This window comes from Pseudomonas sp. B21-028 (assembly GCF_024749045.1).
In the GTDB taxonomy this organism is placed as follows: domain Bacteria; phylum Pseudomonadota; class Gammaproteobacteria; order Pseudomonadales; family Pseudomonadaceae; genus Aquipseudomonas.
Map to the genome: position 1 here is coordinate 958,762 of NZ_CP087184.1, position 26,402 is coordinate 985,163.

23 protein-coding genes are annotated in these 26,402 nt (G+C 60.9%); 11 read left to right on the forward strand and 12 right to left on the reverse strand.

What is annotated here, in order from left to right; genetic code table 11:
- Positions 1 to 102: 102 nt before the first annotated feature.
- The 3 genes from LOY35_RS04115 to LOY35_RS04125 form a co-directional block, all read right to left on the reverse strand.
- Positions 103 to 1,707, reverse strand: coding sequence for an ABC transporter substrate-binding protein (locus LOY35_RS04115; protein ID WP_258630873.1), 1,605 nt, complete (start codon positions 1,705 to 1,707; stop codon positions 103 to 105).
- 301 nt (positions 1,708 to 2,008) lie between these two features.
- Positions 2,009 to 3,634: an ABC transporter substrate-binding protein gene (locus LOY35_RS04120; RefSeq protein WP_258630875.1), complete on the reverse strand. Its 1,626-nt coding sequence runs from the start codon at positions 3,632 to 3,634 to the stop codon at positions 2,009 to 2,011.
- 255 nt (positions 3,635 to 3,889) lie between these two features.
- Complete coding sequence (locus tag LOY35_RS04125) at positions 3,890 to 5,491, reverse strand: ABC transporter substrate-binding protein (RefSeq protein WP_258630876.1); 1,602 nt, start codon at positions 5,489 to 5,491, stop codon at positions 3,890 to 3,892.
- A gap of 526 nt (positions 5,492 to 6,017) precedes the next feature.
- On the opposite strand from LOY35_RS04125, the gene LOY35_RS04130 reads away from it, so the two are divergent.
- On the forward strand, positions 6,018 to 6,404 hold the full coding sequence (locus LOY35_RS04130) for a DUF6124 family protein (RefSeq protein WP_258630877.1): 387 nt from the start codon (positions 6,018 to 6,020) through the stop codon (positions 6,402 to 6,404).
- Between the two features lie 194 nt (positions 6,405 to 6,598).
- Here the strand turns inward: LOY35_RS04130 and LOY35_RS04135 are convergent, their stop codons facing one another.
- Positions 6,599 to 7,315, reverse strand: a complete 717-nt coding sequence (locus LOY35_RS04135; protein WP_258630878.1) for an SIMPL domain-containing protein — start codon at positions 7,313 to 7,315, stop codon at positions 6,599 to 6,601.
- A 371-nt stretch (positions 7,316 to 7,686) separates the two neighbouring features.
- On the opposite strand from LOY35_RS04135, the gene LOY35_RS04140 reads away from it, so the two are divergent.
- The 4 genes from LOY35_RS04140 to LOY35_RS04155 all read left to right on the forward strand — a co-directional run bounded on the left by LOY35_RS04140 (position 7,687) and on the right by LOY35_RS04155 (position 12,194).
- The gene (locus LOY35_RS04140; RefSeq protein ID WP_258630879.1) at positions 7,687 to 8,949 is read left to right on the forward strand and encodes an ATP-binding protein; all 1,263 of its coding nucleotides are present in this window, start codon (positions 7,687 to 7,689) and stop codon (positions 8,947 to 8,949) included.
- Positions 8,942 to 9,502, forward strand: a complete 561-nt coding sequence (locus LOY35_RS04145; RefSeq protein ID WP_003177957.1) for a response regulator transcription factor — start codon at positions 8,942 to 8,944, stop codon at positions 9,500 to 9,502. The genes LOY35_RS04140 and LOY35_RS04145 overlap by 8 nt, the downstream gene beginning before the upstream one ends.
- A gap of 94 nt (positions 9,503 to 9,596) precedes the next feature.
- Positions 9,597 to 11,324, forward strand: a complete 1,728-nt coding sequence (locus LOY35_RS04150; protein ID WP_258630881.1) for an ABC transporter ATP-binding protein/permease — start codon at positions 9,597 to 9,599, stop codon at positions 11,322 to 11,324.
- A 123-nt stretch (positions 11,325 to 11,447) separates the two neighbouring features.
- Positions 11,448 to 12,194 carry a FadR/GntR family transcriptional regulator gene (locus LOY35_RS04155; RefSeq protein ID WP_258630886.1) on the forward strand — a complete coding sequence of 249 codons (747 nt, stop codon included), beginning with the start codon at positions 11,448 to 11,450 and terminating at the stop codon, positions 12,192 to 12,194.
- Between the two features lie 201 nt (positions 12,195 to 12,395).
- Here LOY35_RS04155 and LOY35_RS04160 read toward each other — a convergent pair whose 3' ends face one another.
- Positions 12,396 to 12,761: a hypothetical protein gene (locus LOY35_RS04160; protein WP_258630888.1), complete on the reverse strand. Its 366-nt coding sequence runs from the start codon at positions 12,759 to 12,761 to the stop codon at positions 12,396 to 12,398.
- 55 nt (positions 12,762 to 12,816) lie between these two features.
- Entirely contained in the window at positions 12,817 to 13,014 is a 198-nt protein-coding gene (locus LOY35_RS04165; RefSeq protein ID WP_258630890.1) for a hypothetical protein, read from the reverse strand.
- A gap of 218 nt (positions 13,015 to 13,232) precedes the next feature.
- Between LOY35_RS04165 and kdgD the strand changes: the two genes are divergently transcribed.
- The 6 genes from kdgD to LOY35_RS04195 all read left to right on the forward strand — a co-directional run bounded on the left by kdgD (position 13,233) and on the right by LOY35_RS04195 (position 20,987).
- Positions 13,233 to 14,144, forward strand: a complete 912-nt coding sequence (gene kdgD, locus LOY35_RS04170) for a 5-dehydro-4-deoxyglucarate dehydratase (RefSeq protein ID WP_258630892.1) — start codon at positions 13,233 to 13,235, stop codon at positions 14,142 to 14,144.
- A gap of 99 nt (positions 14,145 to 14,243) precedes the next feature.
- A complete protein-coding gene (locus tag LOY35_RS04175; protein WP_258630895.1) occupies positions 14,244 to 15,689 on the forward strand; it encodes an aldehyde dehydrogenase family protein in 1,446 nt (481 codons plus the stop codon).
- Between the two features lie 84 nt (positions 15,690 to 15,773).
- Positions 15,774 to 17,141 (forward strand): MFS transporter, encoded by a 1,368-nt coding sequence (locus LOY35_RS04180; protein ID WP_258630896.1) that lies wholly within the window; start codon positions 15,774 to 15,776, stop codon positions 17,139 to 17,141.
- Between the two features lie 13 nt (positions 17,142 to 17,154).
- Positions 17,155 to 18,708, forward strand: coding sequence for a galactarate dehydratase (gene garD, locus LOY35_RS04185; protein WP_258630898.1), 1,554 nt, complete (start codon positions 17,155 to 17,157; stop codon positions 18,706 to 18,708).
- A 275-nt stretch (positions 18,709 to 18,983) separates the two neighbouring features.
- Entirely contained in the window at positions 18,984 to 19,925 is a 942-nt protein-coding gene (locus LOY35_RS04190) for an AEC family transporter (protein WP_258630899.1), read from the forward strand.
- Between the two features lie 96 nt (positions 19,926 to 20,021).
- Positions 20,022 to 20,987 carry a DUF4917 family protein gene (locus tag LOY35_RS04195; protein WP_258630900.1) on the forward strand — a complete coding sequence of 322 codons (966 nt, stop codon included), beginning with the start codon at positions 20,022 to 20,024 and terminating at the stop codon, positions 20,985 to 20,987.
- 138 nt (positions 20,988 to 21,125) lie between these two features.
- Here LOY35_RS04195 and LOY35_RS04200 read toward each other — a convergent pair whose 3' ends face one another.
- From LOY35_RS04200 to gatC, 6 genes are all read right to left on the reverse strand, one after another.
- Complete coding sequence (locus LOY35_RS04200; RefSeq protein WP_258630902.1) at positions 21,126 to 21,506, reverse strand: carboxymuconolactone decarboxylase family protein; 381 nt, start codon at positions 21,504 to 21,506, stop codon at positions 21,126 to 21,128.
- On the reverse strand, positions 21,503 to 22,564 hold the full coding sequence (locus LOY35_RS04205; protein ID WP_258633473.1) for a calcium/sodium antiporter: 1,062 nt from the start codon (positions 22,562 to 22,564) through the stop codon (positions 21,503 to 21,505). Before LOY35_RS04205 ends, LOY35_RS04200 begins: the two co-directional genes overlap by 4 nt.
- A 49-nt stretch (positions 22,565 to 22,613) precedes the next feature.
- Entirely contained in the window at positions 22,614 to 22,991 is a 378-nt protein-coding gene (locus tag LOY35_RS04210; RefSeq protein WP_024777470.1) for a septal ring lytic transglycosylase RlpA family protein, read from the reverse strand.
- Between the two features lie 179 nt (positions 22,992 to 23,170).
- A complete protein-coding gene (gene gatB, locus LOY35_RS04215; RefSeq protein ID WP_041024438.1) occupies positions 23,171 to 24,616 on the reverse strand; it encodes an Asp-tRNA(Asn)/Glu-tRNA(Gln) amidotransferase subunit GatB in 1,446 nt (481 codons plus the stop codon).
- A gap of 10 nt (positions 24,617 to 24,626) precedes the next feature.
- A complete protein-coding gene (gene gatA / locus LOY35_RS04220) occupies positions 24,627 to 26,078 on the reverse strand; it encodes an Asp-tRNA(Asn)/Glu-tRNA(Gln) amidotransferase subunit GatA (RefSeq protein WP_258630904.1) in 1,452 nt (483 codons plus the stop codon).
- Between the two features lie 16 nt (positions 26,079 to 26,094).
- Positions 26,095 to 26,382, reverse strand: coding sequence for an Asp-tRNA(Asn)/Glu-tRNA(Gln) amidotransferase subunit GatC (gene gatC, locus LOY35_RS04225; protein WP_258630905.1), 288 nt, complete (start codon positions 26,380 to 26,382; stop codon positions 26,095 to 26,097).
- Between the last annotated feature and the right edge of the window lie 20 nt (positions 26,383 to 26,402).

Consider the following 26,402-nt stretch of genomic DNA (forward strand, 5'->3'; position numbering starts at 1 on the left):
GCGGACTACAGATCGCAAACGTTTGCAGTTGGCCTGATCGGCGAATTACGGCAAGACCTCTGCGTAAGGGCCCCAAGGGGCCCTCGCTGTAGGACTAATCGGTTATGGGTTCAGACTGACGCCCGAGAACACGTTGCGACCGAAGGGGCTGACCTTGAATCCTTCGACTTTGGCACTCAGCGGCTGGTTGACCGTCGAGTGGGCAACAGGGGTGATCGGCACTTGCTGCTTGAGCAACTGCTGGGCCTGTTTGTAGAGCACGGTGCGCTGGTCGCGGTCGGTGACGACCTTGGCCTGCTTGATCAGCTTGTCGTAATCCTGGTCGCACCACATGGAGTAGTTATTGCCACCAATGGCGTCGCAGCTGTACAGCGTGCCCAGCCAGTTGTCCGGGTCACCGTTGTCGCCGGTCCAGCCGATCAGGCTGATGTCGTGCTCACCGTTCTTGGTGCGCTTGATGTACTCGCCCCATTCGTAGCTGACGATCTTCACCTTCAGGCCGATCTTCGCCCAGTCGGCCTGGAGCATTTCGGCCATCAGCTTGGCGTTGGGGTTGTACGGACGTTGCACGGGCATGGCCCAGAGGGTGATCTCGGTGCCTTCCTTGACCCCGGCGGCCTTGAGCAGCTCCTTGGCTTTTTCCGGGTTGTAGGGAGTGTCCTTGATCGTGTCGTCGTAGGACCACTGGGTCGGTGGCATGGCGTTGACCGCCAGTTGCCCTGCGCCCTGGTACACGGCGTTGAGGATGCCCTGCTTGTTCACCGCCATGTCCAGCGCACGGCGCACTTCGACCTGGTCGAACGGTTTGTGGCGGGTGTTATAGGCGATGTAGCCCAGGTTGAAACCGGGCTTCTCGATCAGTTGCAGCTTGGGGTCGTTCTTCAACGCCGGCACATCGGCCGGACGCGGATGCAGGGTGATTTGGCATTCGTTGGCCTTGAGCTTCTGCACCCGCACCGAGGCGTCGGTGTTGATCGAGAAGATCAGGTTCTTCAGCTTGACCCGCTCCGGCGCCCAGTACTGGGGGTTGGCGACGTAACGGATGTTGGAGTCTTTCTGGTAGCTCTTGAACTCGAACGGACCGGTGCCGATGGGCTTCTGGTTGATGTCGCTCGGCTTGCCGCTCTTGAGCAACTGGTCGGCGTATTCGGCCGACAGGATCGCGGCGAAGCTCATGGCGATGTTCTGGATGAACGCCGCATCGACGCTGTTGAGGGTCATGACCACGGTCAGCGGTCCGGTCTTCTCCACTTTGGCGATGTTCTTGTTCAGGCTCATGCCATTGAAATACGGGAATTCGGTGGGGTAGGCCTTGCGGAACGGATGCTGCGGATCGAGCATGCGGTTGAAGGTGAACAGCACGTCGTCGGCGTTGAAGTCCCGGGTCGGCGTGAAGTATGCGGTGCTATGGAATTTCACCCCTTCGCGCAGGTGAAAGGTGTATTTCAGGCCGTCTTCGGAAATATCCCAACTCGTCGCAAGGCCCGGTACGACATTGGTCGCACCTTTTTCAAACTCGGCCAGGCGGTTGTACAACGGCTCGGCGGCATCGTTATCGGTGGCGGTAGTGTATTGCGCCGTATCGAAACCGGCGGGGCTACCTTCGGAGCAGAACACCAGACTACCGCCGGCGGCGGCCTGGGCCACGGATGTCGCGGCCAGCAGGCCGGTACTCAGCAATGCAGAAAAAATCAGGGTATGGCGCATGACGCTCCCTCTTTCGTTCGGGGTGTTAAACAGTGAACCGGCGTCCATCCGGGGACAGGTCCGGGACACTGAGCTCATTCCATTGCATGCAGCAATGCCACAGGGTCAACAGGTCTGCCAGGATCCAACGGTATGGCCGTGGGTTTGGCAGTCAATGCGTAACGCCTGAAAGACTTGTGAGAAAGGGCTGTACGTCCTCAACCAACTGCCATGCCGCGCAGATGTGTTTGGAAGTAGGCGATTTCCCGGGTCTTGGCAGATAAAACAACGGCGCCGTCAGGAGACGCCGCCGTTGCATACCTCATTTGCTGACGCTGACACCGTAGAAGGAGTTCAGGCCGAATGGGCTGATCTTGAAGTCCTGCACGTTGGTGCGCATGGGTTGGAACACCGTCGAGTGAGCGATAGGTGTCATCGGCACGGCATCCTTGAGGATGTGTTGCGCCTGCTTGTACAACTCGGTGCGTTTGGACTGGTCCGAAGTGCGCTTGGCCTGCTTGACGATGTCGTCGAACTTCTTGTCGCACCACTTGGAGAAGTTGTTGCCCTGCAGCGAGTCGCAACCGAACAGCACGTTGAGCCAGTTGTCCGGGTCACCGTTGTCGCCGCTCCAGCCGATCAGCATCGCGCCGTTCTCACCGCCCTTGGAGCGCTTGATGTACTCGCCCCACTCGTAGGTAACGATCTTGGCCTTGATGCCGATCTTGGCCCAGTCGGACTGCAGCATTTCAGCCATCAGCTTGGCGTTGGGGTTGTACGGGCGCTGGACCGGCATCGCCCACAGGTTGATTTCGGTACCTTCCTTGATGCCCGCTTCCTTGAGCAACTGCTTGGCTTTCTCGGGGTTGTACCCCGCATCCTTGATGGTGGTGTCGTAGGACCACTGGGTCGGCGGCATGGCGTTGACCGCCAGTTGGCCGGCGCCCTGGTACACCGAGTCGATGATCTGCTGCTTGTTGACGGCCATGTCCAGCGCCTGGCGCACTTTCAGTTGGGCCATCGGGTTGGGCTGGTCGCTGCCCTTGATCTTGTCCATCACGTTATAGGCGATGTAGCCCAGGTTGAAGCCCGGCTGGTCCGGCATCTTCAGGTTCTTGTCTTCACGGATGGCCTGCAAGTCGGCAGGACGCGGGAAGAGAGTGATCTGGCATTCGTTCTTCTTCAGCTTCTGGATACGCACCGACGGATCGGTGGTGATGGCGAAGATCAGGTTGTCGATCTTCACGTCTTCCGGAAGCCAGTAGTCCTTGTTGCCGGTGAAGCGGATGTTCGAGTCTTTCTGGTAGCTCTTGAACACGAACGGACCGGTGCCGATCGGCTTCTGGTTGATATCGGAAGGCTTGCCTTCCTTGAGCAACTGGGCGGCGTATTCGGCGGACTGGATGGACGCGAAGTGCATCGCCATGTTCTGGATGAACGCGGCATCGACGGCGTTGAGGGTGAACTTGACGGTCTTGTCGTCGATCTTCTCGACCTTGGCGATGTTGGTGTCCATGCCCATGTCGGTGAAGTACGGGAATTCGGTCGGGTACGCCTTACGGAACGGGTCGTCCTTGTTGATCATGCGGTTGAACGTGAACAGCACGTCGTCGGCATTGAAGGTACGGGTCGGCTTGAAATACGGGGTCGTATGGAACTTGACGCCATCACGTAGATGGAAGACGTAGGTGAGGCCGTCTTCGGAAATGTCCCACTTGGTCGCCAGGCCCGGGATCACGGCGGTACCGCCACGTTCGAACTGGGTCAGGCGGTTGAAGATGGTCTCGGCTGAGGCGTCGAAGTCGGTTCCGGTGGTGTATTGACCCGGGTCGAAACCCGCCGGGCTGCCTTCGGAGCAGAACACCAGGTTAGTCGCCGCGTGGGCGAAAGGGGCGCTGGCTAATAGGCTTGCGCCGACTAAAAACGGAATGACCGCGTGTTTAAGCATGTTGGCCTCATGATTTGTTGTCATTTTTGGATTTGAGGGCGACCTCGTGAGTCGTCCTGCGGATACTTATGCAGGCCCCATACCCAATGCAAGATCCAGAGCGGTTCCAAATCTGAAACAGTGGCACGAACGTACCTTAATGTCGCATCTGTGTAAGTTCTGACGCAGTTGATCGTTTGCGCTGGCGTTTTTGGTGCAAACAGTGCCTTGAATCGGTGCGCAACGGGCTTGTCGCGCACCGGGTTGGGGCGGGTTCTACTGCTGCAAACCCACGCCGTAGAAGGGTGTAAGGCCAAACGGACTGAGTTTGAAATCCACGACTTTTTTGTTTATCGGCTGGAACACCGTGGAGTTGGCAATCGGCGTGATGGGCACCTGTTGCTTGAGGATCTTTTGCGCCTGCCGGTACAGGTCGATCCGTTGTTGGCGGTCGGTCGAGACCTTGGCTTGCTGGATCAGCTTGTCGTAGGCCGGGTCGCACCACTTGGCGTAGTTGCTGCCCTTGACCGCCGCGCAGCTGTAGAGCACGCCAAGCCAGTTGTCCGGGTCGCCGTTGTCGCCGGTCCAGCCGTAGATCATGGCGTCGTGTTCGCCATTCTTGGCGCGCTTGATGTACTCACCCCACTCATAGCTGACGATGTTGGCCTTGATGCCGACTTTCGCCCAATCCTGCTGAATCATCTGCGCCGACATCCGCGCGTTGGGATTGGAGGCGCGTTGCACCGTCATCGCCCATAAATTGATGGTGGTACCTGGCGCCACCCCGGCTTCCTTGAGTAGCGCCTTGGCCTTGGTCACGTCGTGGGGCGCGTCCTTGATGGCCGGGTCGAACGACCACTGGGCCGGCGGCAGAGCGTTCTGGGCCAGTTGCCCGGCGCTCTGGTACACCGCCTTGATGATCGCCGGTTTATCGATGGCCATGTCCAGCGCCTGGCGGACCTTGAGCTGGTCCAGGGGCGGGTGCGTCACGTTGTAGGCGAGGAAGCCCAGGTTGAAGCCGGGTTGCCTGAGCACTTGCAGGTTCGGGTCCTGTTCCATCACTTCGATGTCGGCCGGACGCGGGTAACCGCTGACCTGGCATTCGTTGCGCTTGAGCTTTTGCAGGCGCACGGCGGCGTCGGGGGTGATGGAGAAGATCAGGTTATCGACCCTCACGTCCTCGGGTTTCCAATAGGCCGTATTGGCGGCGTAGCGGATCTGCGAGTCCTTCTGGTAGCGCTTGAACACGAACGGGCCGGTGCCGACGGGTTTCTGGTTGAGGTCGCCGGCCTTGCCTTCCTTCAACAACTGCGCGGCGTATTCGGCGGACTGCACGGAGGCAAAACTCATCGCCAGGTTCTGCACGAACGCGGCATCGACGTTGTTCAGGTTGAAGCGCACCGTGTGCTCGTCGACTTTCTCGACGCTCTTGATCGTGGTGTTCAGGCCCATGTCGGTGAAGTAGGGCGACTCGGTCGGGTAGGCCTGGCGGAACGGCTGTTGCGGATCGAGCAGGCGCTGGAAGGTGAACACCACGTCGTCGGCGTTGAAGTCGCGGGTGGGGGTGAAATAGTCGGTGGTGTGGAATTTCACGCCGTCGCGCAGATGGAAGGTGTAGACCAGTCCATCGGCGGAGACATCCCAACGCGTCGCCAGCCCCGGCTCGACTTCGGTGCCGCCGCGCTTGAACTGGGTGAGACGATTGAAGACGGTTTCGGCCGAAGCGTCGAAGTCGGTACCGCTGGTGTATTGGCTGGGATCGAACCCGGCGGGGCTGGCTTCGGAGCAGTAGACCAGGGTGGTGGCGGCCTGGGCCAGCGGGGTGCAGCCGATCAGGGCGAGGGTGAGCAGCAATGGTTGGAAAGTGGTTCTGTCCATGAAGTCCCTTGGGGCGTGGTGACGGTTTTCATGGAGAGTAGCTGTGTAGTGGAGATGGTTGGAAATATCCAAAAGTGAGGGGGACCCCTGACTTTGGGCATAGCTGCAGGTTGGACGCTGCCCTGTGGCGAGGGAGCTCGCTCCCTCGCCACAGTGTTGTGGTAAGGCTGGAGGCAGCGCGAATCATTCAGGTGCATCGGAAGGATCTTCTGGACCGAAGGGAAACATCCCACGGCTTTTTAGGGTTGTCCCTCGGAAGTGGGCTCTCTAACCTTTGAACGTCGCTGCCATTCAGCGACCGGGTGTGGAAACCTGAACCCTTTAGTAGTGGCCTAGCTGAACATCGTGTTGCCGACGTCCTGTTTCGTCTGCAAACTGCGTTCTGGCAGCTGTGCGTGGGCAGGCTTCGGTCTGGCCGGGTCCTACTAACCGGTATTTCCACCCCGCGTACCGCTGCCACCTTTATTGTCGCGTGGAAACGACACTGGGATGGCTCCAAATTTCACGTTTAGTAGGAACATTGAATATGGACAAGTTGATTCCCGATCCGCCGTTCAACAGAACCAACCCTCTTTCCAGTTTTGACACCCTCGAAGAACTTCTCAAAGACCGCGCCGCTGCCGAGCGGGTGCTCGATCATTACCTCAACCCAAAGCCTCCAGAGCCCAGCACCGACCCGCGCATCGACAGCCTCTTTTCAGTCACCGCCAAAGCAGACGCCGACACGCTATTGACCAGCACCTGCGAAACCCTGGCCTCGGTCAAGGCCATGGCCGAGGATCTGGCCTTCGAGGTGGATGGCACGCGCCGCAGCGTGGCGCTGGGGATTCATCAGTTGGTGGAGTTGTGTCAGTTGCTGGTGGACAAGGCGCTGGATCAGCTTGAGGCGTCGGCCAGTCCGGGTGAGGCGTAGCGCAGGAGCGGTTCAACGCTAACCTGTGGCGAGGGGATTTATCCCCGCTGGGCTGCGTAGCAGCCCCAAAAGGCAGCGACCTCAATCGTCCTGGCACACCGAGGTGTCAGGGTTGGGTCTGCTACGCAGCCCAGCGGGGATAAATCCCCTCGCCACAAAGCGTGTCACTGGGCTGGATATCTCGGTCAGCCCTTTTACTGCATCAATACCTCAATCGCCCCATCCGCCGTCATGCTCACCTTGCTGGTGCCCGCTTCCACTTCAGGCGTGACGGACTCGGCATCCATGGCCCCGGCCTTCATCATCATCGGTGCGCGCATGTAGGGCTGTGGATAACCGTTGGTGTTGAGGTTCAGGTTGACGATTTTGTAGCCCTTGCCACCCAGGGCTTCGGTGGCCAGTTGGGCGCGGGCCTTGAAGGCGTTGACGGCGTCCTTGAGCAGGGCGTCTTCGCTGCTCTGGCGGGTGGCGGTGGAGATGGCGAAGTCCATGCCGCCCATTTTCATGTCGGTCAGCAGTTCGCCGGTGAGTTTGGACAGGGCGGCGAAGTCGGCGCTTTCCAGGCGCAGTTCGGCGCGTTCGCGCCAGCCGGTGATTTTCTGGCCCTTGCCGTCGTAGATCGGATAGCTGTTGCGGCTGCCCTGGCGCAGGGTGATGTCCTTGACCTGCTTGGCCTGGTCGATGGCTTTGTTCAGCGTGGTGCTGACGGCGGCGGCGAGTTTGGCCGGGTCGGTGTTTTGCTCTTCGGTGTAGAGCGTGACGATCATCAGGTCACGGGCCACTTCCTGGCTGGCTTCGGCGCGCAGGGAAATCTGGTTGTAGTGCAGTTCATCGGCGGCCAGCGCCGGCAGGCTGGCGACGGTGCCGAGGCTGAGGGCGAGGAGGGCGGCGGGGCGACTGAACGTGTGCATGAAAGCTCCTTGGGATGATGTGCAGGGGTCAGGTCCGGGCCTGCGTGAACGATAAGACTCTAGCGTTTGCGGTGTGGTTCGCACAGTTACAACTTCTATACAGATGCATAAGGCCAATGACGCACCCTTGTGGCGAGGGGATTTATCCCCGCTGGGTTGCGCAGCAACCCCAAAGGCAGCAACTCAGTCCATCTGATAGGGCGCGGTGTCTGGCTTTAGGTCTGCTTCGCAGCCCAGCGGGGATAAATCCCCTCGCCACAGGGGGGGTGTGTCATTTCGAGGCTGTGGCGCTTTGCCGCATAGCTGCCGCTGTCACCCGCGCCTTGGTTATACTCCGTGCGATTCGCCTGGAGCGCTCATCAGGAGAGCTCATGCTCGTCCCTTTGCAAATGACTTCCGCCTCGCGCCAGAACCTCTGGCGGCTGACGTTCATCCGTATCCTGGTCCTTGCGGCCCAGGCCGGATCCGTGGGGCTCGCCTATTGGTTCGAGCTGTTGCCGCTGCCCTGGCTGCAACTGGCGATTACGCTGGTGTGCGCCTCGGTGCTGTGTGCGCTGACGGCCATCCGCCTGCGCGCCTCCTGGCCGGTGACGGAGCTGGAGTACGCGGTGCAACTGGCCTGCGACCTGTTTATCCACAGTGCCTTGCTGTATTTCTCCGGCGGTTCGACCAACCCGTTCGTGTCCTATTACCTGGTGCCGCTGACCATCGCCGCGGTGACGCTGCCGTGGCGTTATTCGCTGATTCTTTCTGGCATCGCCCTGGCGCTGTATACCTTGTTGTTGGCGCGGTTCTATCCCCTGGAAACCTTCCCCATCGCCCGGGAGAACCTGCAGATCTACGGCATGTGGCTGAGTTTCGCCCTGGCCGCGGCGGTCATCACGTTTTTTGCCGCGCGCATGGCCGAAGAGCTTCGCCGCCAGGAAGAGCTTCGGGCCATCCGTCGTGAAGAGGGCCTGCGGGACGAACAGCTGCTGGCCGTGGCGACCCAGGCCGCCGGCGCCGCCCATGAGCTGGGTACACCGCTGGCGACCATGAGCGTGCTGCTCAAGGAGATGCAGCAGGATCATCCCGATCCGATGTTGCAGGACGACCTCAGCGTGTTGCAGGATCAGGTCAAGCTCTGCAAGGAGACCCTGCAATACCTGGTGCGCGCCGCCGAGGCCAACCGCCGGCTGGCGATCGACATGCAGGACGTCACCGACTGGCTCGACGAGGCCCTCAATCGCTGGCACCTGATGCGCCCGGAAGCCAGTTATCGATTTCGGTGCCTGGGCTACGGCCCGGTGCCGCGCATGGCACCGCCGCCGGATTTGACCCAGGCGTTGCTGAACCTGTTGAACAACGCCGCCGATGCCTGCCCCGAAGGCCTGGAGGTGGCGTTGGAGTGGAATGCCTACGAATTGATCATCAGCATTCGCGACCACGGTGCCGGTGTGCCGTTGGCCATCGCCGAGCAGATCGGCAAGCCGTTCTATACCACCAAGGGCAAAGGCCTCGGCCTGGGCCTGTTTTTGAGCAAGGCCAGCGTGACACGCGCTGGCGGCTCGGTGAAACTCTACCCCCATGAAAGCGGCGGCACGCTCACCGAGCTGCGCCTGCCCCATGCCGACCGAGGAGACGAACATGAGTGACGAGATCCAAGTCGACGGCGAAGAACTGCCGCACCTGTTGCTGGTGGATGATGACGCCACGTTTACCCGCGTCATGGCCCGGGCGATGTCCCGTCGCGGCTTTCGCGTGAGCACCGCCGGTTCCGCCGAGGAGGGCCTGACCATCGCCCAGGCCGATCTGCCGGACTACGCCGCCCTGGACCTGAAGATGGACGGCGATTCGGGTCTGGTGCTGCTGCCCAAGCTGCTGGAACTGGACCCGGAGATGCGCGTGGTGATCCTCACCGGTTATTCGAGCATCGCCACGGCGGTCGAAGCCATCAAGCGCGGCGCCTGCAATTACCTGTGCAAACCGGCCGACGCCGACGACGTGCTGGCCGCGCTGCTGTCCGAGCATGCCGACCTCGACACCCTGGTGCCGGAGAACCCGATGTCGGTGGATCGCCTGCAATGGGAGCACATCCAGCGGGTGCTGACCGAGCACGAAGGCAACATTTCCGCCACCGCCCGCGCCCTGGGCATGCACCGGCGCACCTTGCAGCGCAAATTGCAGAAGCGTCCCGTGCGTCGCTGAACCTGTGCTGAACGGATGTTGTCCACCCCCTCGCGACACATCGGGCCGTTGCTCTATGATCGGCCCGACTCTTTCTCCTTATTGAGCTTTAACCATGAATCAGAACGCTGAATATTCCGCGGTCAACGATACAGTGCGCGGCCATTTTTTCCGCCGTGTCTGGCAGATGACCACGCCGTACTGGCGCAGTGAGGAGAAGGGCAAGGCCTGGACGCTGTTGATCGCGGTCATCGCGCTGTCACTGTTCAGCGTGGCGATTTCGGTGTGGATCAACAGTTGGTACAAGGACTTCTACAACGCCCTGCAAGAGAAAAACAGCGCGGCGTTCTGGCAGCTGATTCTATATTTCTGCGGCATCGCCGCGGTGGCGATCCTGGGCGCGGTGTACCGCTTGTACCTCACGCAGATGCTCACCATTCGCTGGCGGGCCTGGTTGACCGAGCAGCATTTTGCCCGCTGGCTCGACAACAAGAATTACTACCAGTTGGAGCAGGGCGGCTACACCGACAACCCGGATCAGCGGATTTCCGAAGACCTCAACAGCTTCACCAGCAATACCTTGGGCCTGGGGCTGGGCTTGTTGCGCAACGTGGTCAGCCTGGTGTCCTTCTCGATCATCCTGTGGGGTGTGTCGGGCAGTATCGTAGTGTTCGGCTACACCATTCCGGGCTACATGTTCTGGTGCGCGCTGGTGTACGCGGCGGTGGGCAGTTGGCTGACGCACCTGATCGGTCGTCGCCTGATCGGCCTGAACAACAACCAGCAGCGCTTCGAAGCCGACCTGCGTTTTTCCATGGTGCGGGTGCGCGAGAACGCCGAAAGCATTGCGCTGTACAACGGCGAGCCCAACGAAAACCGTCGCCTGAGCGGGCGTTTCGGCCTGGTCTGGCATAACTTCTGGGACATCATGCGGGTGTCCAAGCGCCTGACGTTCTTCACCTCCGGCTACGGCCAGATCGCGATCATCTTCCCGTTCATGGTGGCGGCGCCGCGTTACTTCGCCGGCAAGATCCAGCTGGGCGAACTCATGCAGATCAACTCGGCGTTCGGCAATGTGCAGGAGAGTTTCAGCTGGTTCATCAGCGCCTATACCGACCTCGCCGCGTGGCGCGCCACCTGTGATCGTCTGCTGAGTTTCCGTCAGGCCATGAGCGACAACGAGGCGCGCATACCGGCCATCGACGTGCAGAACCAGGGCAACCAACTGAAAGTGCACCAGCTGGGATTGGACCTGAATGACGGGCGTCATCTGCTCGACGCCGCCGACATGACCGTTGGCGCTGGGGAGCGGGTGATGCTCAGTGGCCGTTCCGGCAGTGGTAAATCCACGCTGTTCCGGGCGATGGGGCACCTCTGGCCCACCGGGCATGGTCGCATTGTATTGCCGGCGGCACGTTATCTGTTCCTGCCGCAGAAACCCTATCTGCCCATTGGCAGCCTGCGCGAGGTGCTGAGTTATCCACAGCCCGGCGACGTCTACCCTAACGAACGTTATGCACAGGTGCTCGAAACCTGCCGCCTGCCGCACCTGATCGCACGCCTGGATGAAAGCAACCACTGGCAGCGCATGCTTTCGCCCGGCGAGCAGCAGCGCCTGGCCTTTGCCCGGGCACTGCTCTACGCACCGCTGTGGTTGTACATGGACGAAGCGACGTCGGCGATGGATGAGGAGGACGAAGCGACGCTGTACCAGGCGTTGATCGATCAGTTGCCGGGGTTGAGCATCGTCAGCGTCGGCCACCGAAGCAGCTTGAAACGATTCCATCCACGACATGTACGTATCGAAAATGGCCAACTGCTGGAGCGGGCTGTAGTCACTTGATGGCCGTGTCTGACCACTGTGGTGGCCAGCAACCCTTGGGAAGGCCGCCAGGGAACACAGTGATCATACAACCACGTTACGCTATGATAATGCGCATTCAATCGCTTGCCGAGAAAGAGCCCCATGGAAAACCCGATCGACGTACCACGCTTTCCCCGTAAGCGCCGCAGCCTGGCGCAGGAGTTGGTGACGGTGCTGACCGAGCAGATCCGTGACGGCCTGCTCAAGCGTGGCGACAAGTTGCCCACCGAGTCGGCGATCATGGAGGCCCATGGCGTCAGCCGCACCGTGGTACGTGAAGCGATCTCACGCTTGCAGGCGGCCGGCCAGGTGGAAACCCGCCACGGCATCGGCACCTTCGTGCTGGACACCCCCAGCCCGAGCGGTTTTCGAATCGACCCGGCCACGGTGGTCACCTTGCGTGACGTGCTGGCGATCCTGGAGTTGCGCATCAGCCTGGAAGTGGAGTCCGCCGGGCTCGCCGCCCAGCGCCGCAGCGACGAGCAGTTGGCCGCGATGCGTACAGCCCTCGATGCACTGAACGAAAGTGCGGCTCACGCCACCGATGCGGTGGCCTCGGACTTCGCTTTCCACCTGGAAATCGCCCTGTCCACCGGCAACCGCTATTTCACCGACATCATGACCCACCTGGGCACCAGCATCATCCCGCGCACCCGGGTGAACTCGGCACGCCTGGCCCATGACGACCAGCAACACTACATGGACCGCCTGAGCCGCGAGCACGAAGAAATCTACGAAGCCATCGCCCGCCAGGACTCGGACGCCGCCCGTGCCGCCATGCGCCTTCACCTGACCAACAGCCGCGAGCGGCTGCGCCAGGCCCATGAAGAAGCGCAAGCGCAGGGCTGAGTCCGCCGGGATACCCTGTGGCGAGGGGATTTATCCCCGCTGGGCTGCACAGCAGCCCCCAACCTGACACCTCGGTGTGTCAGATTAATTGAGGTCGCTGCCTTTGGGGCTGCTGCGCAGCCCAGCGGGGATAAATCCCCTCGCCACAGGATGGTCTACCTCCATACCTATGTGCCTGCACGCGGCCTGAGCCGAAGAACCTTACTCAACCTTCAAGCGCACCGGCGCCGAAACCATCTCATCGCCATAGCCATCGGACTCGCTGAAATACCGGTAACGCAGTTCAACCACCTGGCCGCGATACTTTTCCAGCCTGGCCTTGGGCACTATCAGTTCCAGTACGGTGAGTTTCTGCGCATTGCCCTCGTCGTCATAGCTGGCCAGGGACTTTCGATCGGCCCATTCAACGGGTTCCGAGCCCAGTATCGGGGCGACTTCCCATTCGTATCCGATTTTATCCAGCTCCGGGATTCTGAATTTCAACCCACTCTCCAGATCCGTCAGATCGATGGTGACTTCGTCTGTGTCCGGGAATTGGACGAGAACAGGCTTTTTATAGGTACTCATAGTGTCACTCCTTGAGGGGCCGACCGTGGCGATGTGACTTGAAGGCGCCATCAACCTAATCTGTCCGGTAATCGACATGTCCGACGCTGCCGTCGTCGTTCAGGTGGAATTCCTTGTAAGTAACGATGTGGGCCTGGTCGCTGCCTGGAAACACCACTCGATCGCCTACGTTGACGTGCAGGTCGAATACGGTGAAGTCCAGCGTCTGCTGTTTGGCTTCGTGGGTGTATTGGAATCGATGTTGGGTCTTCATGGTTTGCTCTCCGTGGCTGTTCAGGCTGTTTTAGGGCATCGCCTGACGAGTCGAAACTGTCAAAGTCGACAGTGCGGATGAACGGTCCGCCGGACTTTTTCCCTCCTTGATGACGAAATGCAGTTGACGTTCGTATTTTAAGTTGTACGATGACCTACAACTTCTGGCCGAAGCTTATCTCTCTCAAACATATTTTTGCGTCCCAGGGTGTTCGAATAATGAATCCACAAGAACTGAAGTCCATCCTCTCGTCTGGCCTGCTGTCGTTCCCGGTCACCGATTTTACTGCCCAAGGCGATTTCAATCGCGACAGCTACATCAAGCGCCTCGAGTGGCTGGCTCCCTACGGCGCCTCGGCCCTGTTCGCCGCCGGTGGCACCGGTGAATTCTTCTCCCTGGCCGCCAGCGAGTATTCCCAGGTCATCAAGACGGCTGTCGATACCTGCGCCACCAGCGTGCCAATTCTCGCCGGTGTCGGCGGTGCGACTCGCCAGGCCATCGAGTACGCCCAAGAGGCCGAGCGCCTGGGTGCCAAGGGCCTGTTGCTGCTGCCGCACTACCTGACCGAAGCCAGCCAGGACGGTGTTGCCGCTCACGTTGAAGCCGTGTGCAAATCGGTGAAGATCGGCGTGGTGGTCTACAACCGCAACGTCTGCCGACTGAACGCCGCGCAGCTCGAACAACTGGCCGAGCGTTGCCCGAACCTGATCGGCTACAAGGACGGCCTGGGCGATATCGAGCTGATGGTGTCGATCCGTCGTCGCCTCGGCGATCGCTTCAGCTACCTGGGCGGTTTGCCGACCGCTGAAGTCTACGCAGCGGCCTACAAGGCCCTGGGCGTGCCGGTCTATTCCTCGGCGGTGTTCAACTTCATCCCGAAAACCGCGATGGACTTCTACCGCGCCATCGCCCGCGACGATCACGCCACTGTCGGCAAGATCATCGATGACTTCTTCCTGCCGTACCTGGATATCCGCAACCGCAAGGCCGGTTATGCCGTGAGCATCGTCAAGGCGGGCGCGAAGATCGTCGGCTACGACGCCGGTCCCGTGCGCACGCCGCTGACCGATCTGCTACCGGACGAATACGAAGCCCTGGCCGCGCTGATCGACAAGCAAGGCAAGCAGTAACAGACCCCGGCGAGCCGCTGAGCAATCAGCGGCTCGTTCCCATGCTCCGCGTGGGAACGCTCTCGGAACCAGACAGGCTATTTGTAAGGAGAAGCATCCGTGGCAGATGCAAAGCGTTTCGATAACTACATCAATGGTCAGTGGGTGGCCGGTGCCGACTATTGCACCAACATCAACCCGTCTGACCTGTCCGATGTCATCGGCGAGTACGCCAAGGCTGACGCTGCTCAAGTCAATGCCGCCATCGAAGCCGCCCGCGCCGCGTTCCCGGCCTGGTCGACTTCGGGCATCCAGGCTCGTCACGATGCGCTGGACAAGGTAGGCAGCGAGATCCTCGCCCGCCGCGAAGAACTCGGCCAACTGCTGGCCCGGGAGGAGGGCAAGACCCTGCCCGAGGCCATCGGCGAAGTGACCCGCGCCGGCAACATTTTCAAGTTTTTCGCCGGTGAATGCCTGCGCTTGTCCGGCGACTATGTGCCGTCGGTGCGTCCGGGCGTCAACGTCGAAGTGACCCGTGAAGCCCTGGGTGTGGTTGGCCTGATCACGCCGTGGAACTTCCCCATCGCCATCCCCGCGTGGAAAATCGCCCCGGCCCTGGCCTACGGCAACTGCGTGGTGATCAAGCCCGCCGAGCTGGTGCCAGGTTGCGCCTGGGCCCTGGCGGAAATCATTTCCCGCGCCGGTTTCCCGGCCGGTGCGTTCAACCTGGTGATGGGCAGCGGTCGCGTGGTCGGTGACATCCTGGTCAACAGCCCGAAAGTCGACGGCATCAGCTTCACCGGCTCCGTGGGCGTGGGCCGGCAGATCGCCGTCAGCTGCGTGTCGCGCCAGGCCAAGGTGCAGTTGGAGATGGGCGGCAAGAACCCGCAGATCATCCTCGACGACGCCGACCTCAAGCAGGCCGTCGAACTGGCGGTGCAGAGTGCGTTCTATTCCACCGGCCAGCGTTGCACGGCCTCCAGTCGCCTGATTGTCACCGCCGGCATTCACGACAGGTTCGTCGAAGCCATGGCCGAGCGCATGCAATCGATCAAGGTCGGTCACGCCCTGAAGGCGGGTACGGACATCGGCCCGGTGGTTTCCGAAGCCCAGCTCAGCCAGGACTTGAAGTACATCGACATTGGCCAGAGCGAAGGTGCGCGGCTGGTCAGCGGTGGTGGCCTGGTAACCTGCGACACCGAAGGCTATTTCCTGGCGCCGACCCTGTTCGCCGACAGCGAAGCGGCCATGCGCATCAGCCGCGAAGAAATTTTCGGCCCGGTGGCCAACGTCGTGCGCGTGGCCGACTACGAGGCGGCGCTGGCGATGGCCAACGACACCGAGTTCGGTCTGTCGGCCGGTATCGCCACCACCTCGCTGAAGTATGCCAACCACTTCAAGCGCCATTCCCAGGCGGGCATGGTGATGGTCAACCTGCCGACCGCCGGCGTGGATTACCACGTGCCGTTCGGCGGGCGCAAAGGTTCGTCCTATGGTTCGCGCGAGCAAGGTCGCTACGCGCAGGAGTTCTACACCGTGGTGAAGACCTCCTACATCGGTTCGTAACACGCAACACCGGTCGGCGCCGAAACCGGCGCCGACCGCACAATTTGATTTCCCGTATAAAAATAAATAGTGGAAGTAGATTACATGCAAGAAACCAAGCCGACCCGCGTCCGCTATTTGATCCTGCTCATGCTGTTTTTGGTGACGACGATCAACTATGCCGACCGCGCAACTATCGCCATCGCAGGCTCCAGCCTGCAGAAAGACCTCGGCATTGACGCCGTTACCCTCGGTTATATTTTCTCCGCTTTTGGTTGGGCCTATGTCGCCGGGCAGATTCCCGGTGGTTGGCTGCTCGACCGTTTCGGCTCGAAAAAAATCTATGCCCTGAGCATTTTTACCTGGTCGTTGTTCACCGTGTTGCAAGGTTATGTCGGTGAATTCGGTATGTCGACGGCCGTGGTCGCGCTGTTCATGCTGCGTTTTCTGGTAGGACTGGCCGAAGCGCCGTCCTTCCCGGGTAACGCACGTATCGTCGCCGCCTGGTTTCCCACCGCAGAGCGCGGCACCGCCTCGGCGATCTTCAACTCGGCGCAGTATTTCGCCACGGTGTTGTTCGCGCCGCTGATGGGCTGGATCGTCTACCGCTTCGGTTGGCAGCACGTGTTCATTGTGATGGGCGTGGTCGGCATTGTGTTCTCGCTGATCTGGCTCAAAGTGATTCACAGCCCACGCCAGCATCCGCTGATCAATGACGCCGAGTTCAACCACATCGCCGCCAACGGTGCGATGGTCGACATGGATCAGGACAAAGGGAAGAAAGAGAAGAAGGCCGACGGTCCGAAATGGGATTACATCCGCCAATTGCTCACCAACCGCATGATGCTCGGCGTGTACCTGGGCCAATACTGCATCAACGGCATCACTTACTTCTTCCTGACCTGGTTCCCGGTATACCTGGTTCAGGAACGCGGCATGACCATCCTCAAGGCTGGTTTCATCGCGTCCTTGCCGGCGATCTGCGGTTTCATCGGCGGTGTGCTGGGTGGGGTGATTTCCGATTACCTGTTGCGCAAGGGTCACTCGCTGACGTTCGCTCGCAAGGCGCCGATCATTGCCGGCCTGCTGGTGTCCAGCAGCATCGTGGCCTGCAACTATGTTGAAATCGAATGGATGGTGGTGGGCTTCATGGCCCTGGCCTTCTTCGGTAAGGGCGTGGGCGCGCTGGGCTGGGCCGTGGTGTCCGACACCTCGCCAAAACAGATCGCCGGTCTGAGCGGTGGCTTGTTCAACACCTTCGGCAATCTGGCGTCGATCACCACGCCAATCGTCATCGGCTACATCATCAGTGCCACCGGTTCGTTCAAGTGGGCACTGGTATTCGTCGGTTGCAACGCCTTGGTGGCGGTGTTCAGCTACCTGGTCATCGTCGGGCCGATCAAGCGTGTCGTGCTCAAGGAACCCATGGCCAGGGATGCCGACCTCTCCAGTCTGTCTGAAGCCAAATCCTGAAGGAGCGGCACCGATGCAACTGATTGAACATGCCGATTCGCCCCGCTACATCCGCCTGCACGAGCGGGACAATGTGGTGATCGTCGTCAATGACCAGGGTGTGCCGGCCGGGACCGAGTTTCCGGACGGCCTGGTCACCGTGGACTTCGTGCCCCAGAGCCATAAGGTCACGCTGCAGGACATTCCCGAGGGCGGCGAGGTGATTCGCTACGGCCAGGTCATCGGCTACGCGCTGCAACCGATCCCCCGTGGCAGCTGGGTCAAGGAAGACCAGTTGCGCATGCCCACCGCGCCACCGCTGGACAGCCTGCCGCTGTCCACCGACGTGCCGGCGGCGGATGCGCCGCTGGAGGGTTATACCTTCGAAGGCTACCGCAACGCCGACGGTACCGTTGGCACGCGCAATATCCTGGGCATCACCACCACGGTGCAGTGCGTGACCGGGGTGCTGGATCATGCGGTCAAGCGCATCAAGGATGAATTGCTGCCCAAGTACCCGAACGTCGACGACGTGGTGGCGTTGACCCACAGCTACGGCTGTGGCGTGGCGATCACCGCCACCGATGCGTACATTCCGATCCGCACTGTGCGCAACCTGGCGCGTAACCCGAACCTGGGTGGCGAAGCGCTGGTGATCAGCCTGGGTTGCGAGAAATTGCAGGCCGGCCAGGTGATGCACGAAAACGACAGCTCGGTGGACCTCAGCGAGCCATGGTTGTATCGCCTGCAGGACTCCAGCCACGGCTTCACCGAGATGATCGAGCAGATCATGGCGCTGGCTGAAACCCGCCTGAAGAAGCTCGACCAGCGCCGTCGCGAAACCGTGCCGGCTTCGGAGCTGATCCTGGGCATGCAGTGCGGTGGTAGCGATGCGTTTTCCGGCATCACCGCCAACCCGGCGCTGGGCTATGCCTCGGACCTGTTGCTGCGCGCCGGCGCGACCGTGATGTTTTCCGAAGTCACCGAAGTGCGCGATGCCATCTACCTGTTGACCTCCCGGGCGCAAACCCGGGAAGTCGCCCAGGAACTGGTGCGCGAGATGGACTGGTACGACCGTTACCTGGCCAAGGGCGAGGCGGATCGCAGCGCCAATACCACGCCGGGCAACAAGAAGGGCGGGCTGTCGAACATCGTCGAAAAATCCCTGGGTTCGATCGTCAAGTCCGGCAGCAGCGCGATCAACGGCGTGCTCGGTCCGGGCGAGCGCTTCAAGCAGAAAGGCCTGATCTTCTGTGCCACCCCGGCCAGTGATTTTGTCTGCGGCACATTGCAGCTGGCGGCAGGGATGAACCTGCACGTGTTTACCACTGGCCGGGGCACGCCTTACGGCTTGGCCATGGCCCCGGTGGTGAAGGTCTCGACCCGCACCGAACTGGCCCAGCGCTGGCCGGACCTGATCGACATCGACGCCGGCCGGATTGCCACGGGCCGCGCTTCGATCGAAGAGTTGGGCTGGGAACTGTTCCACTATTACCTTGATGTGGCCAGCGGCAAGAAGCAGACCTGGGCAGAACGGCACAAGCTGTACAACGACATCACCTTGTTCAACCCAGCGCCGATTACCTGATCCTCACTCCCCCTGTGAGAGCGGGCCTGTGGGAGCAAAGCTTGCTCGCGATGAACGATAACGCTGTCTCATGGCGGATCGAGGTGCTTTCATCGCGAGCGAGCTTTGCTCCCACAGGCGCGCTCCCACAGGGGATTTGTGGTGGATGAAGGTTTTCGGATCACCGAAGCATCAATGCGGGAGCGAGCCTGCTCGCGAAGACGCTTCACCAGACGCCAATGCCGTGTGTGGCTTATCATTAGCCACCTAACGACACCCCTCTCAAGGTCACCGGCATGCTGGCAATTTTCCTCGAAACCCTGAACATCACCGCGCCGGTGTTTGCGATGCTGTTCCTGGGGGCGTTGCTCAAGCGCATCGACTGGATCAACGACAACTTCATCCACATCGCCTCGTCCCTGGTGTTCAACGTCACCATGCCGGCGCTGTTGTTCCTCGGCATCCTCCATGCCGACCTGCATGCGGCGTTGCAGCCGGACCTGCTGATCTATTTCTCCGTCGCCACCCTGGTGAGCTTCGCCATGGCCTGGGGATGGGCGATCTGGCGCTGCCCGCGGGAAGATCGCGGCATCTACACCCAAGGTGCGTTTCGCGGCAACAACGGGATCATCGGCCTGGCGCTGGCGGCAAGCATGTATGGCGACTACGGGATTTCCCTGGGGGCGATCCTCGCTGCATTGGTGATCCTGCTCTACAACACCTTGTCGACCATCGTGCTGGCGGTCTACAGCCCGGTGATCAAGTCCGACCCGTGGAACATCTGCAAAAGCGTGTTCAGCAACCCGCTGATCATCAGCGTGATCATCGCCGCCCCGTTCGCCTATTGGCAGATCGGCCTGCCGAACTGGTTCGAGACATCGGGCAAGTACCTGGCGCAGATGACCCTGCCCCTGGCGTTGATCTGCATCGGCGGCACCCTGTCGCTGGCGGTGTTGCGCAAAAGCGGCAGGATGGCCATGAGTTCGAGCCTGGTGAAAATGGTCGGCCTGCCGGTGCTGACCACCCTGGGCGCCTGGCTCTGGGGCTTTCGCGGCGCGGAACTGGGGATCCTGTTCCTGTACTTCGGCAGCCCCACCGCCGCCGCCAGCTTCGTCATGGCCCGCGCCGCCGATGGCAACCATGAACTGGCGGCTGCGATCATCGTCATCACCACGTTGATGGCGGCGATCACCACCAACCTTGGGATCTTTGTGTTGCAGTGGGGTGGGTGGATTTAAGCTCGACGTGTTTTTGTGGATGACAGAATGGTCTGGATGATGGCGTATTGTTATCATTGTGGCAGGACCTGACCACTCTGCCACAAGGAAGCGTACGTGATCACTTTTGAAGAAGCTTTTTCATCCGTCGAAAATGAGAGTTGCTCCATTCTCCTTGCCAATGGATTCTCTCAGGCTTGGAACAGCAATATATTCAGCTATAAAAGCCTATTCTCAAGTGCCGAGTTTGGCGGAAGAGAGTTTGTCATCAGGCGCATTTTTGATACGTTCAAGACGTATGATTTTGAGAAAATCATGAAGAAGCTGATTGCGACTGAAGATATTCTCAGGATCTACAACGCGGATCCGGTGTTGATAGACCAAGTTCGAATGGATCAGGAAATTATCAAGACCGCGCTGATAGAGGTCATTTCGAAGACCCATCCTGAATTACCCCATGACGTCACTGATGCGCAGTATGTGGCTGTAAGAAAGTTTCTCCAGCCATTCCACGAGGTTTTTACCCTTAACTACGATCTGCTGTTTTATTGGGCCAGGAATAAAGATGGTCTCGAGCCGGAAAATTATAAGACCGACGACGGTTTTCGTTGGGGACGGGTATGGGAAGGACCTGATGCGCAGAATGTGCATTTTCTTCACGGGGGGCTGCATATTTACGATACGCAAGCCGGAGTGAAGAAACATGCTTGTACGGATCAGGGCGAGTCGATTATTGAGCAAGTGAAATGGAACATGGAAAATAGGAAGTTTCCCACCTTCGTTTCAGAACCTACCCATGAGCGCAAGAAAGTCAGAATCCAGCATAACCCCTACCTCAGTTACTGCTTTGAGCGGTTGGGTTGGCTGGAAGGGGTATTGTTTATCTATGGTCACTCTTTCGACGACAATGACCGGCACATTTTCGATCAGATAAGAAAGAGCAGGATCGAGAAGGTTTTCGTGAGCGTTTATGGCGACAAGGACAGCGAAGGCAACCTCTTGTTGCAAGGGAACGCTCAAGCTTATCTAGGGGCGCACAGGGTCGTTTTCTTTCAGGCGGAGAGTGCTCGGGTCTGGAGCTAGTATCCCAGCGTCCTGTAGATCCATTCGCGAGCAAGCCCGCTCCCACAGCTGACTGGATTCCTTCAGCAGGAATACGGTCGAATGTGGGAGCGAGCCTGCTCGCGAAGAGGCCCGAGTTGCCGTCACAGGGCCAGCCCATTACTCCGGCTTCTGATACGCCTCGATCACTTCCTGCGCCGCCCGAAACGCATCGATCGCCGCCGGCACTCCCGCATACACCGCGCAGTGCAGCAACGCTTCGCGAATCTCCTCCACCGTGCAGCCGTTATTCAGTGCGCCACGCACATGGCCTTTGAGTTCCTGCGGGCATTTGAGGGCGGTGAGGGCGGCGAGGGTGATCAGGCTGCGGGTTTTCAGCGGCAGGCCTTCGCGGCTCCAGACGCTGCCCCAGGCATGTTCATTGACGAAGTCCTGCAGGGGCTGGGTGAATTCGGTAGCGTTGCCCAGGGCGCGGTCGACGAACGCGTCGCCCATCACCTGGCGACGCATGTCCAGGCCGCTCTTTGGAGTATCGGTCATGGCAAATCCCTCTTGTGGTGTTGGCGACGCCAGGCGCGCACGGAGGTGAACAGCAAGAATGCGAGCAGGACCGGCAGCACGTAGAACAGCATCAGCCGTTCCAGTTGGCCAGCCAGGGGCATGCCGGTGGTGAACGACATCACGTGGAGCCCATAGGCCAGGTACAAGCCCAGGAGCAACAAACCTTCGGCGCGGGTGACCCGGTAGCCGGAATAGAACACCGGCAGGCACAGCACCGCCACGCCGAGCATCACTGGCAGGTCGAAGTCCAGCGCGTTCGGCGAAACCGAAAGCGGCGTCGGCGCGACGAGGGCGGTCACCCCGAGTACCCCCAACAGGTTGAACAGGTTGCTGCCGATCACGTTGCCCACCGCGATGTCGCGCTGGCCGCGCAAAGCGGCGATCAGTGAGGTGGCAAGTTCCGGCAGCGAGGTGCTGACCGCGACGATGGTCAGGCCGATGATGCGTTCCGAAAGTCCCAGATCGGTGGCGACTTCCACCGCCGCGCCCAGCAGCAGATGCCCGGCGAAGATCAGCATCGCCAGGCCCGCGACAATCATCGACAGGCTCTTGAGCCAGGACGCCGGTGTCACGTCGACCGCTACGGCATGGGGGCGCCCGGAGTGTCGCGACTGACGCAGCAACAAGCCCAGGTACACCGCCAGGGCGATCAGCAGCAGCACACCGTCCAGCCGCGTCAGCTCTTCGTTCCAGGCCAGTACGAACACCAACAGGCTGGCAGCGATCATCAACGGGATGTCCAGGCGCACCAGTTGGCGCGAGACCCGCAACGGAATGATCAGCGCCGACAGGCCGAGGGTCACGAGGATGTTGAAGATGCTGCTGCCGATCACACTGCCTACCGCGATGTCGGCGTTCTGCGTCAGGGTCGCTTGCAGGCTGACCGCCATCTGTGGCGCGCTGCTGCCGAAGGCGACGACGCTCAGGCCGATGATCAGGGGGCGGACTTGCAAGCGCGCCGCCAGGCCGACAGCGGCCCGCACCAGCAGCTCGGCGCCGGCGATCAGCAACAGCAGGCCACCGAACAGTTCGATCAGGCTGAACAGCGGTAAATCGGCGAGTAGGGAAATGGCCGGGCTCCGTCTATCAATCGTCGAGGGCTTGCACGCGGACCCGCGCGGTGCCGCTGCGCAACATGCCCAATTGCTCGGCGGCTTCGCGGGACACGTCGATCAGACGGCCTCGGGTGTACGGGCCGCGGTCGTTGATACGGACCACGACACTGTCATTGTTGCCCAGGTTGGTGATTTTCACCCGCGTGCCGAAGGGCAACTGGCGATGGGCGGCAGTCAGGCTGTGCTGGTCGAAACGCTCGCCACTGGCGGTGCGCTTGCCGTGGTGCCGGGCGCCGTAATAAGAGGCCACGCCCGTCTGGTCGTAGCCGTGTGGGTCGACCGTCCCGCTCTGGCTGGCGCAACCGGCCAGCAGGGACAGCAGGGCGCAGGCGCCGAGGAGACGCTTCATGGGAGGATTGTCCGAGGCAAATGAGGGAGCGAACCCGTGGGAGCAAAGCTTGCTCGCGATGAACGATAACGCAGTCTTCTGACGGATCGAGGTGCTTTCATCGCGAGCAAGCTTTGCTCCCAGGGATTCGCTCCCACAGGGGAAAGTGGAGCCAGATTGAAAGACTGGCTCCATGACCATCAGCCCTCGAGCTTGCTTTTCAGCAATTCGTTGACCTGTTGCGGGTTGGCCTTGCCCTTGGAGGCTTTCATGGCCTGGCCCACGAAGAAGCCGAACATCTTGCCGCGCTTGGCTTCGTCCGCCGCACGGTATTGTTCGACCTGCTCGGCGTTGGCCGCGAGCATTTCATCGAGTACGGCGGAAATGGCGCCGGTGTCGGTGACCTGCTTCAAACCGCGCTTCTCGATGATCTCGTCGGCGCTGCCTTCGCCGTTGGCCATGGCTTCGAAGACCATCTTGGCGATCTTGCCGGAGATGGTGTTGTCCTTGATCCGCAACAACATGCCACCCAACTGTTCAGCCGACACCGGCGACTCGTCGATTTCCAGTCCTTGCTTGTTCAGCAGGCTGCCCAATTCGACCATCACCCAGTTGGCCGCCAGCTTGGCGTCGCCGCCGATGCCGACGACTTTTTCAAAATAATCGGCTTGTTCGCGGCTGGTGGCCAGGACGTTGGCGTCATAGCTCGACAGGCCGAACTGCGCCTGGAAACGCTCGCGTTTCTGCGGTGGCAGTTCCGGCAGGGTGGCGCGCACGTCATCGAGGAACGAGTCTTCGATCACCACTGGCAACAGGTCCGGGTCGGGGAAGTAACGGTAGTCGTTGGCTTCTTCCTTGCTGCGCATCGGACGGGTCTCGTCCTTGTTCGGGTCGTACAGGCGGGTCTGCTGGATGACCTTGCCGCCGTCCTCGATCAGTTCGATCTGGCGCTGGATCTCGCTGTTGATCGCCTTTTCGATGAAACGGAACGAGTTGACGTTCTTGATTTCGCAGCGCGTGCCGAATTCGGCCTGGCCCTTGGGACGGATCGACACGTTGCAGTCGCAGCGCAGCGAGCCTTCGGCCATGTTGCCGTCGCAGATGCCCAGGTAGCGCACCAGTGCATGGATCGCCTTGACGTAGGCCACGGCTTCCTTGGCGCTGCGCATGTCCGGTTCGGAAACGATTTCCAGCAGCGGCGTGCCGGCACGGTTCAGGTCGATGCCGGTGGCGCCGTTGAACTCTTCGTGCAGGCTCTTGCCGGCGTCTTCTTCCAGGTGCGCGCGGGTGATGCCAACACGCTTGACCGTGCCGTCTTCCAGGGCGATGTCCAGGTGGCCCTTGCCGACAATCGGCAGCTCCATCTGGCTGATCTGGTAGCCCTTGGGCAGGTCCGGGTAGAAGTAGTTCTTGCGGGCGAACACGTTGTGCTGGCCGATCTCGGCGTCAATCGCCAGGCCGAACATCACCGCCATGCGCACCGCTTCGGCATTGAGCACCGGCAGCACGCCGGGCATGCCCAGGTCGACCAGGCTGGCCTGGGTGTTGGGCTCGGAGCCGAACGTGGTGGAACTGCCGGAAAAGATTTTCGACCGGGTGGTGAGCTGGGTATGAATCTCCAGCCCGATCACGACTTCCCATTGCATGTGTTTCTCCTCAGAAGCCGGTTGGGGTGCGGGTGTGCCAGTCAGTGTGTAACTGATACTGGTGAGCCACATTGAGCAGGCGGCCTTCCTGGAAGTACGGCGCGAGCAACTGCACGCCCACCGGCAGGCCGTCGACGAAACCGGCCGGCATGGACAGGCCCGGCAAACCGGCGAGGTTGGCGGTGATGGTGTAGACGTCTTCCAGGTAGGCAGCGACCGGGTCGCTGTTCTTGGCGCCGAGTTTCCAGGCCGGGTTCGGCGTGGTCGGGCCGAGGATGATGTCGACCTCGTTGAAGGCGGCCATGAAGTCGTTCTTCACCAGGCGACGGATTTTCTGCGCCTTGAGGTAGTAGGCGTCGTAGTAGCCGGCGGACAGCGCGTAGGTACCGACCATGATCCGCCGCTGCACTTCGGCACCGAAACCTTCGCCACGGGAGCGCTTGTACAGGTCGATCAGGTTTTCCGGATTTTCGCAGCGATAGCCGAAGCGCACGCCGTCGAAACGCGACAGGTTCGAGGAGGCTTCCGCCGGGGCGATCACGTAATAGGCCGGAATCGCATGCTGCATGTTCGGCAGGCTGATTTCCTTGACCACGGCGCCGAGCTTTTCCAGTTCCTTGATGCTGTTCTGGATCAGGTCGGCAATGCGTGGGTCGAGGCCGGCACCGAAGTATTCCTTTGGCACACCGATGCGCAGGCCTTGTAGCGAGCTATTGAGGCCGGCGCTGTAGTCCGGCACCGGTTCGTCGATGCTGGTGGAGTCGTTCGGGTCGAAGCCGGCCATGCCTTGCAGCAGGAGCGCGCAGTCTTCGGCGGTGCGCGCCAAGGGGCCGCCCTGGTCGAGGCTGGAGGCGTAGGCAATCATGCCCCAGCGCGACACGCGACCGTAGGTGGGCTTGAGGCCGGTGAGGTTGGTGAACGCCGCGGGCTGGCGGATCGAGCCGCCGGTGTCGGTGGCGGTCGCGGCCGGCAGCAGGCGCGCGGCCACGGCGGCGGCGGAACCGCCGGACGAACCGCCCGGTACGTGTTCCAGGTTCCAGGGGTTCTTTACCGCGCCGTAGTGGCTCGACTCGTTGGCCGAACCCATGGCGAATTCGTCCATGTTGGTCTTGCCCAGGGTCACGGCGCCGGCGGCGGCCAGCTTGGCGACCACGGTGGCGTCGTACGGGGCCTTGAAGTTGTCGAGCATCTTCGAGCCGCAACTGGTGCGCACGCCCTGAGTGCAGAACAGGTCCTTGTGAGCGATCGGCGCGCCGAGCAGGGCGCCGCCTTCACCGTTGGCGCGGCGGGTGTCGGCCGCCTTGGCCTGGCTCAGGGCCAGCTCTTCGGTAACGCTGATGAAGCTGTTGAGCTGCGGATTGAGCTGGGCGATGCGCGCCAGCAGGACCTTGGTCAGCTCTTCGGAGGAAAACTTTTTATCGGCGAGTCCGCGGGCGATCTCGGCCAGTGTCATGTGGTGCATGAGAGACTCTTTCCCTTTAGTCGATGACTTTCGGAACCAGGTACAGGCCGTTTTCGACCGCTGGCGCGATGGCCTGGTAGGCCTCGCGGTTGTCGGGTTCGGTCACGACGTCGGCACGCAGGCGCTGGTTGGCTTCCAGTGGGTGGGCCAGCGGTTCGATACCGTCGGTATTGACCGCCTGCATCTCGTCGACCAGCCCCAGAATGCTGTTCAGGGCAGAAGTGATGTGTGGAAGATCGGCTTCATTGAGGCCCAGGCAGGCCAGATGAGCGATTTTTTCCACGTCGGAGCGTTCAAGCGCCATGGGATTCTCCAGTGGAAAAC

Excerpts from the sequence above, each read along its gene's own strand:
- LOY35_RS04115 (WP_258630873.1), bottom strand. The coding sequence starts at position 1,707 with ATGCGCCATACCCTGATTTTTTCTGCATTGCTGAGTACCGGCCTGCTG.
- LOY35_RS04120 (WP_258630875.1), bottom strand. The coding sequence starts at position 3,634 with ATGCTTAAACACGCGGTCATTCCGTTTTTAGTCGGCGCAAGCCTATTA.
- LOY35_RS04125 (WP_258630876.1), bottom strand. The coding sequence starts at position 5,491 with ATGGACAGAACCACTTTCCAACCATTGCTGCTCACCCTCGCCCTGATC.
- LOY35_RS04130 (WP_258630877.1), top strand. The coding sequence starts at position 6,018 with ATGGACAAGTTGATTCCCGATCCGCCGTTCAACAGAACCAACCCTCTT.
- LOY35_RS04135 (WP_258630878.1), bottom strand. The coding sequence starts at position 7,315 with ATGCACACGTTCAGTCGCCCCGCCGCCCTCCTCGCCCTCAGCCTCGGC.
- LOY35_RS04140 (WP_258630879.1), top strand. The coding sequence starts at position 7,687 with ATGCTCGTCCCTTTGCAAATGACTTCCGCCTCGCGCCAGAACCTCTGG.
- LOY35_RS04145 (WP_003177957.1), top strand. The coding sequence starts at position 8,942 with ATGAGTGACGAGATCCAAGTCGACGGCGAAGAACTGCCGCACCTGTTG.
- LOY35_RS04150 (WP_258630881.1), top strand. The coding sequence starts at position 9,597 with ATGAATCAGAACGCTGAATATTCCGCGGTCAACGATACAGTGCGCGGC.
- LOY35_RS04155 (WP_258630886.1), top strand. The coding sequence starts at position 11,448 with ATGGAAAACCCGATCGACGTACCACGCTTTCCCCGTAAGCGCCGCAGC.
- LOY35_RS04160 (WP_258630888.1), bottom strand. The coding sequence starts at position 12,761 with ATGAGTACCTATAAAAAGCCTGTTCTCGTCCAATTCCCGGACACAGAC.
- LOY35_RS04165 (WP_258630890.1), bottom strand. The coding sequence starts at position 13,014 with ATGAAGACCCAACATCGATTCCAATACACCCACGAAGCCAAACAGCAG.
- kdgD (WP_258630892.1), top strand. The coding sequence starts at position 13,233 with ATGAATCCACAAGAACTGAAGTCCATCCTCTCGTCTGGCCTGCTGTCG.
- LOY35_RS04180 (WP_258630896.1), top strand. The coding sequence starts at position 15,774 with ATGCAAGAAACCAAGCCGACCCGCGTCCGCTATTTGATCCTGCTCATG.
- garD (WP_258630898.1), top strand. The coding sequence starts at position 17,155 with ATGCAACTGATTGAACATGCCGATTCGCCCCGCTACATCCGCCTGCAC.
- LOY35_RS04190 (WP_258630899.1), top strand. The coding sequence starts at position 18,984 with ATGCTGGCAATTTTCCTCGAAACCCTGAACATCACCGCGCCGGTGTTT.
- LOY35_RS04200 (WP_258630902.1), bottom strand. The coding sequence starts at position 21,506 with ATGACCGATACTCCAAAGAGCGGCCTGGACATGCGTCGCCAGGTGATG.
- LOY35_RS04210 (WP_024777470.1), bottom strand. The coding sequence starts at position 22,991 with ATGAAGCGTCTCCTCGGCGCCTGCGCCCTGCTGTCCCTGCTGGCCGGT.
- gatB (WP_041024438.1), bottom strand. The coding sequence starts at position 24,616 with ATGCAATGGGAAGTCGTGATCGGGCTGGAGATTCATACCCAGCTCACC.
- gatA (WP_258630904.1), bottom strand. The coding sequence starts at position 26,078 with ATGCACCACATGACACTGGCCGAGATCGCCCGCGGACTCGCCGATAAA.
- gatC (WP_258630905.1), bottom strand. The coding sequence starts at position 26,382 with ATGGCGCTTGAACGCTCCGACGTGGAAAAAATCGCTCATCTGGCCTGC.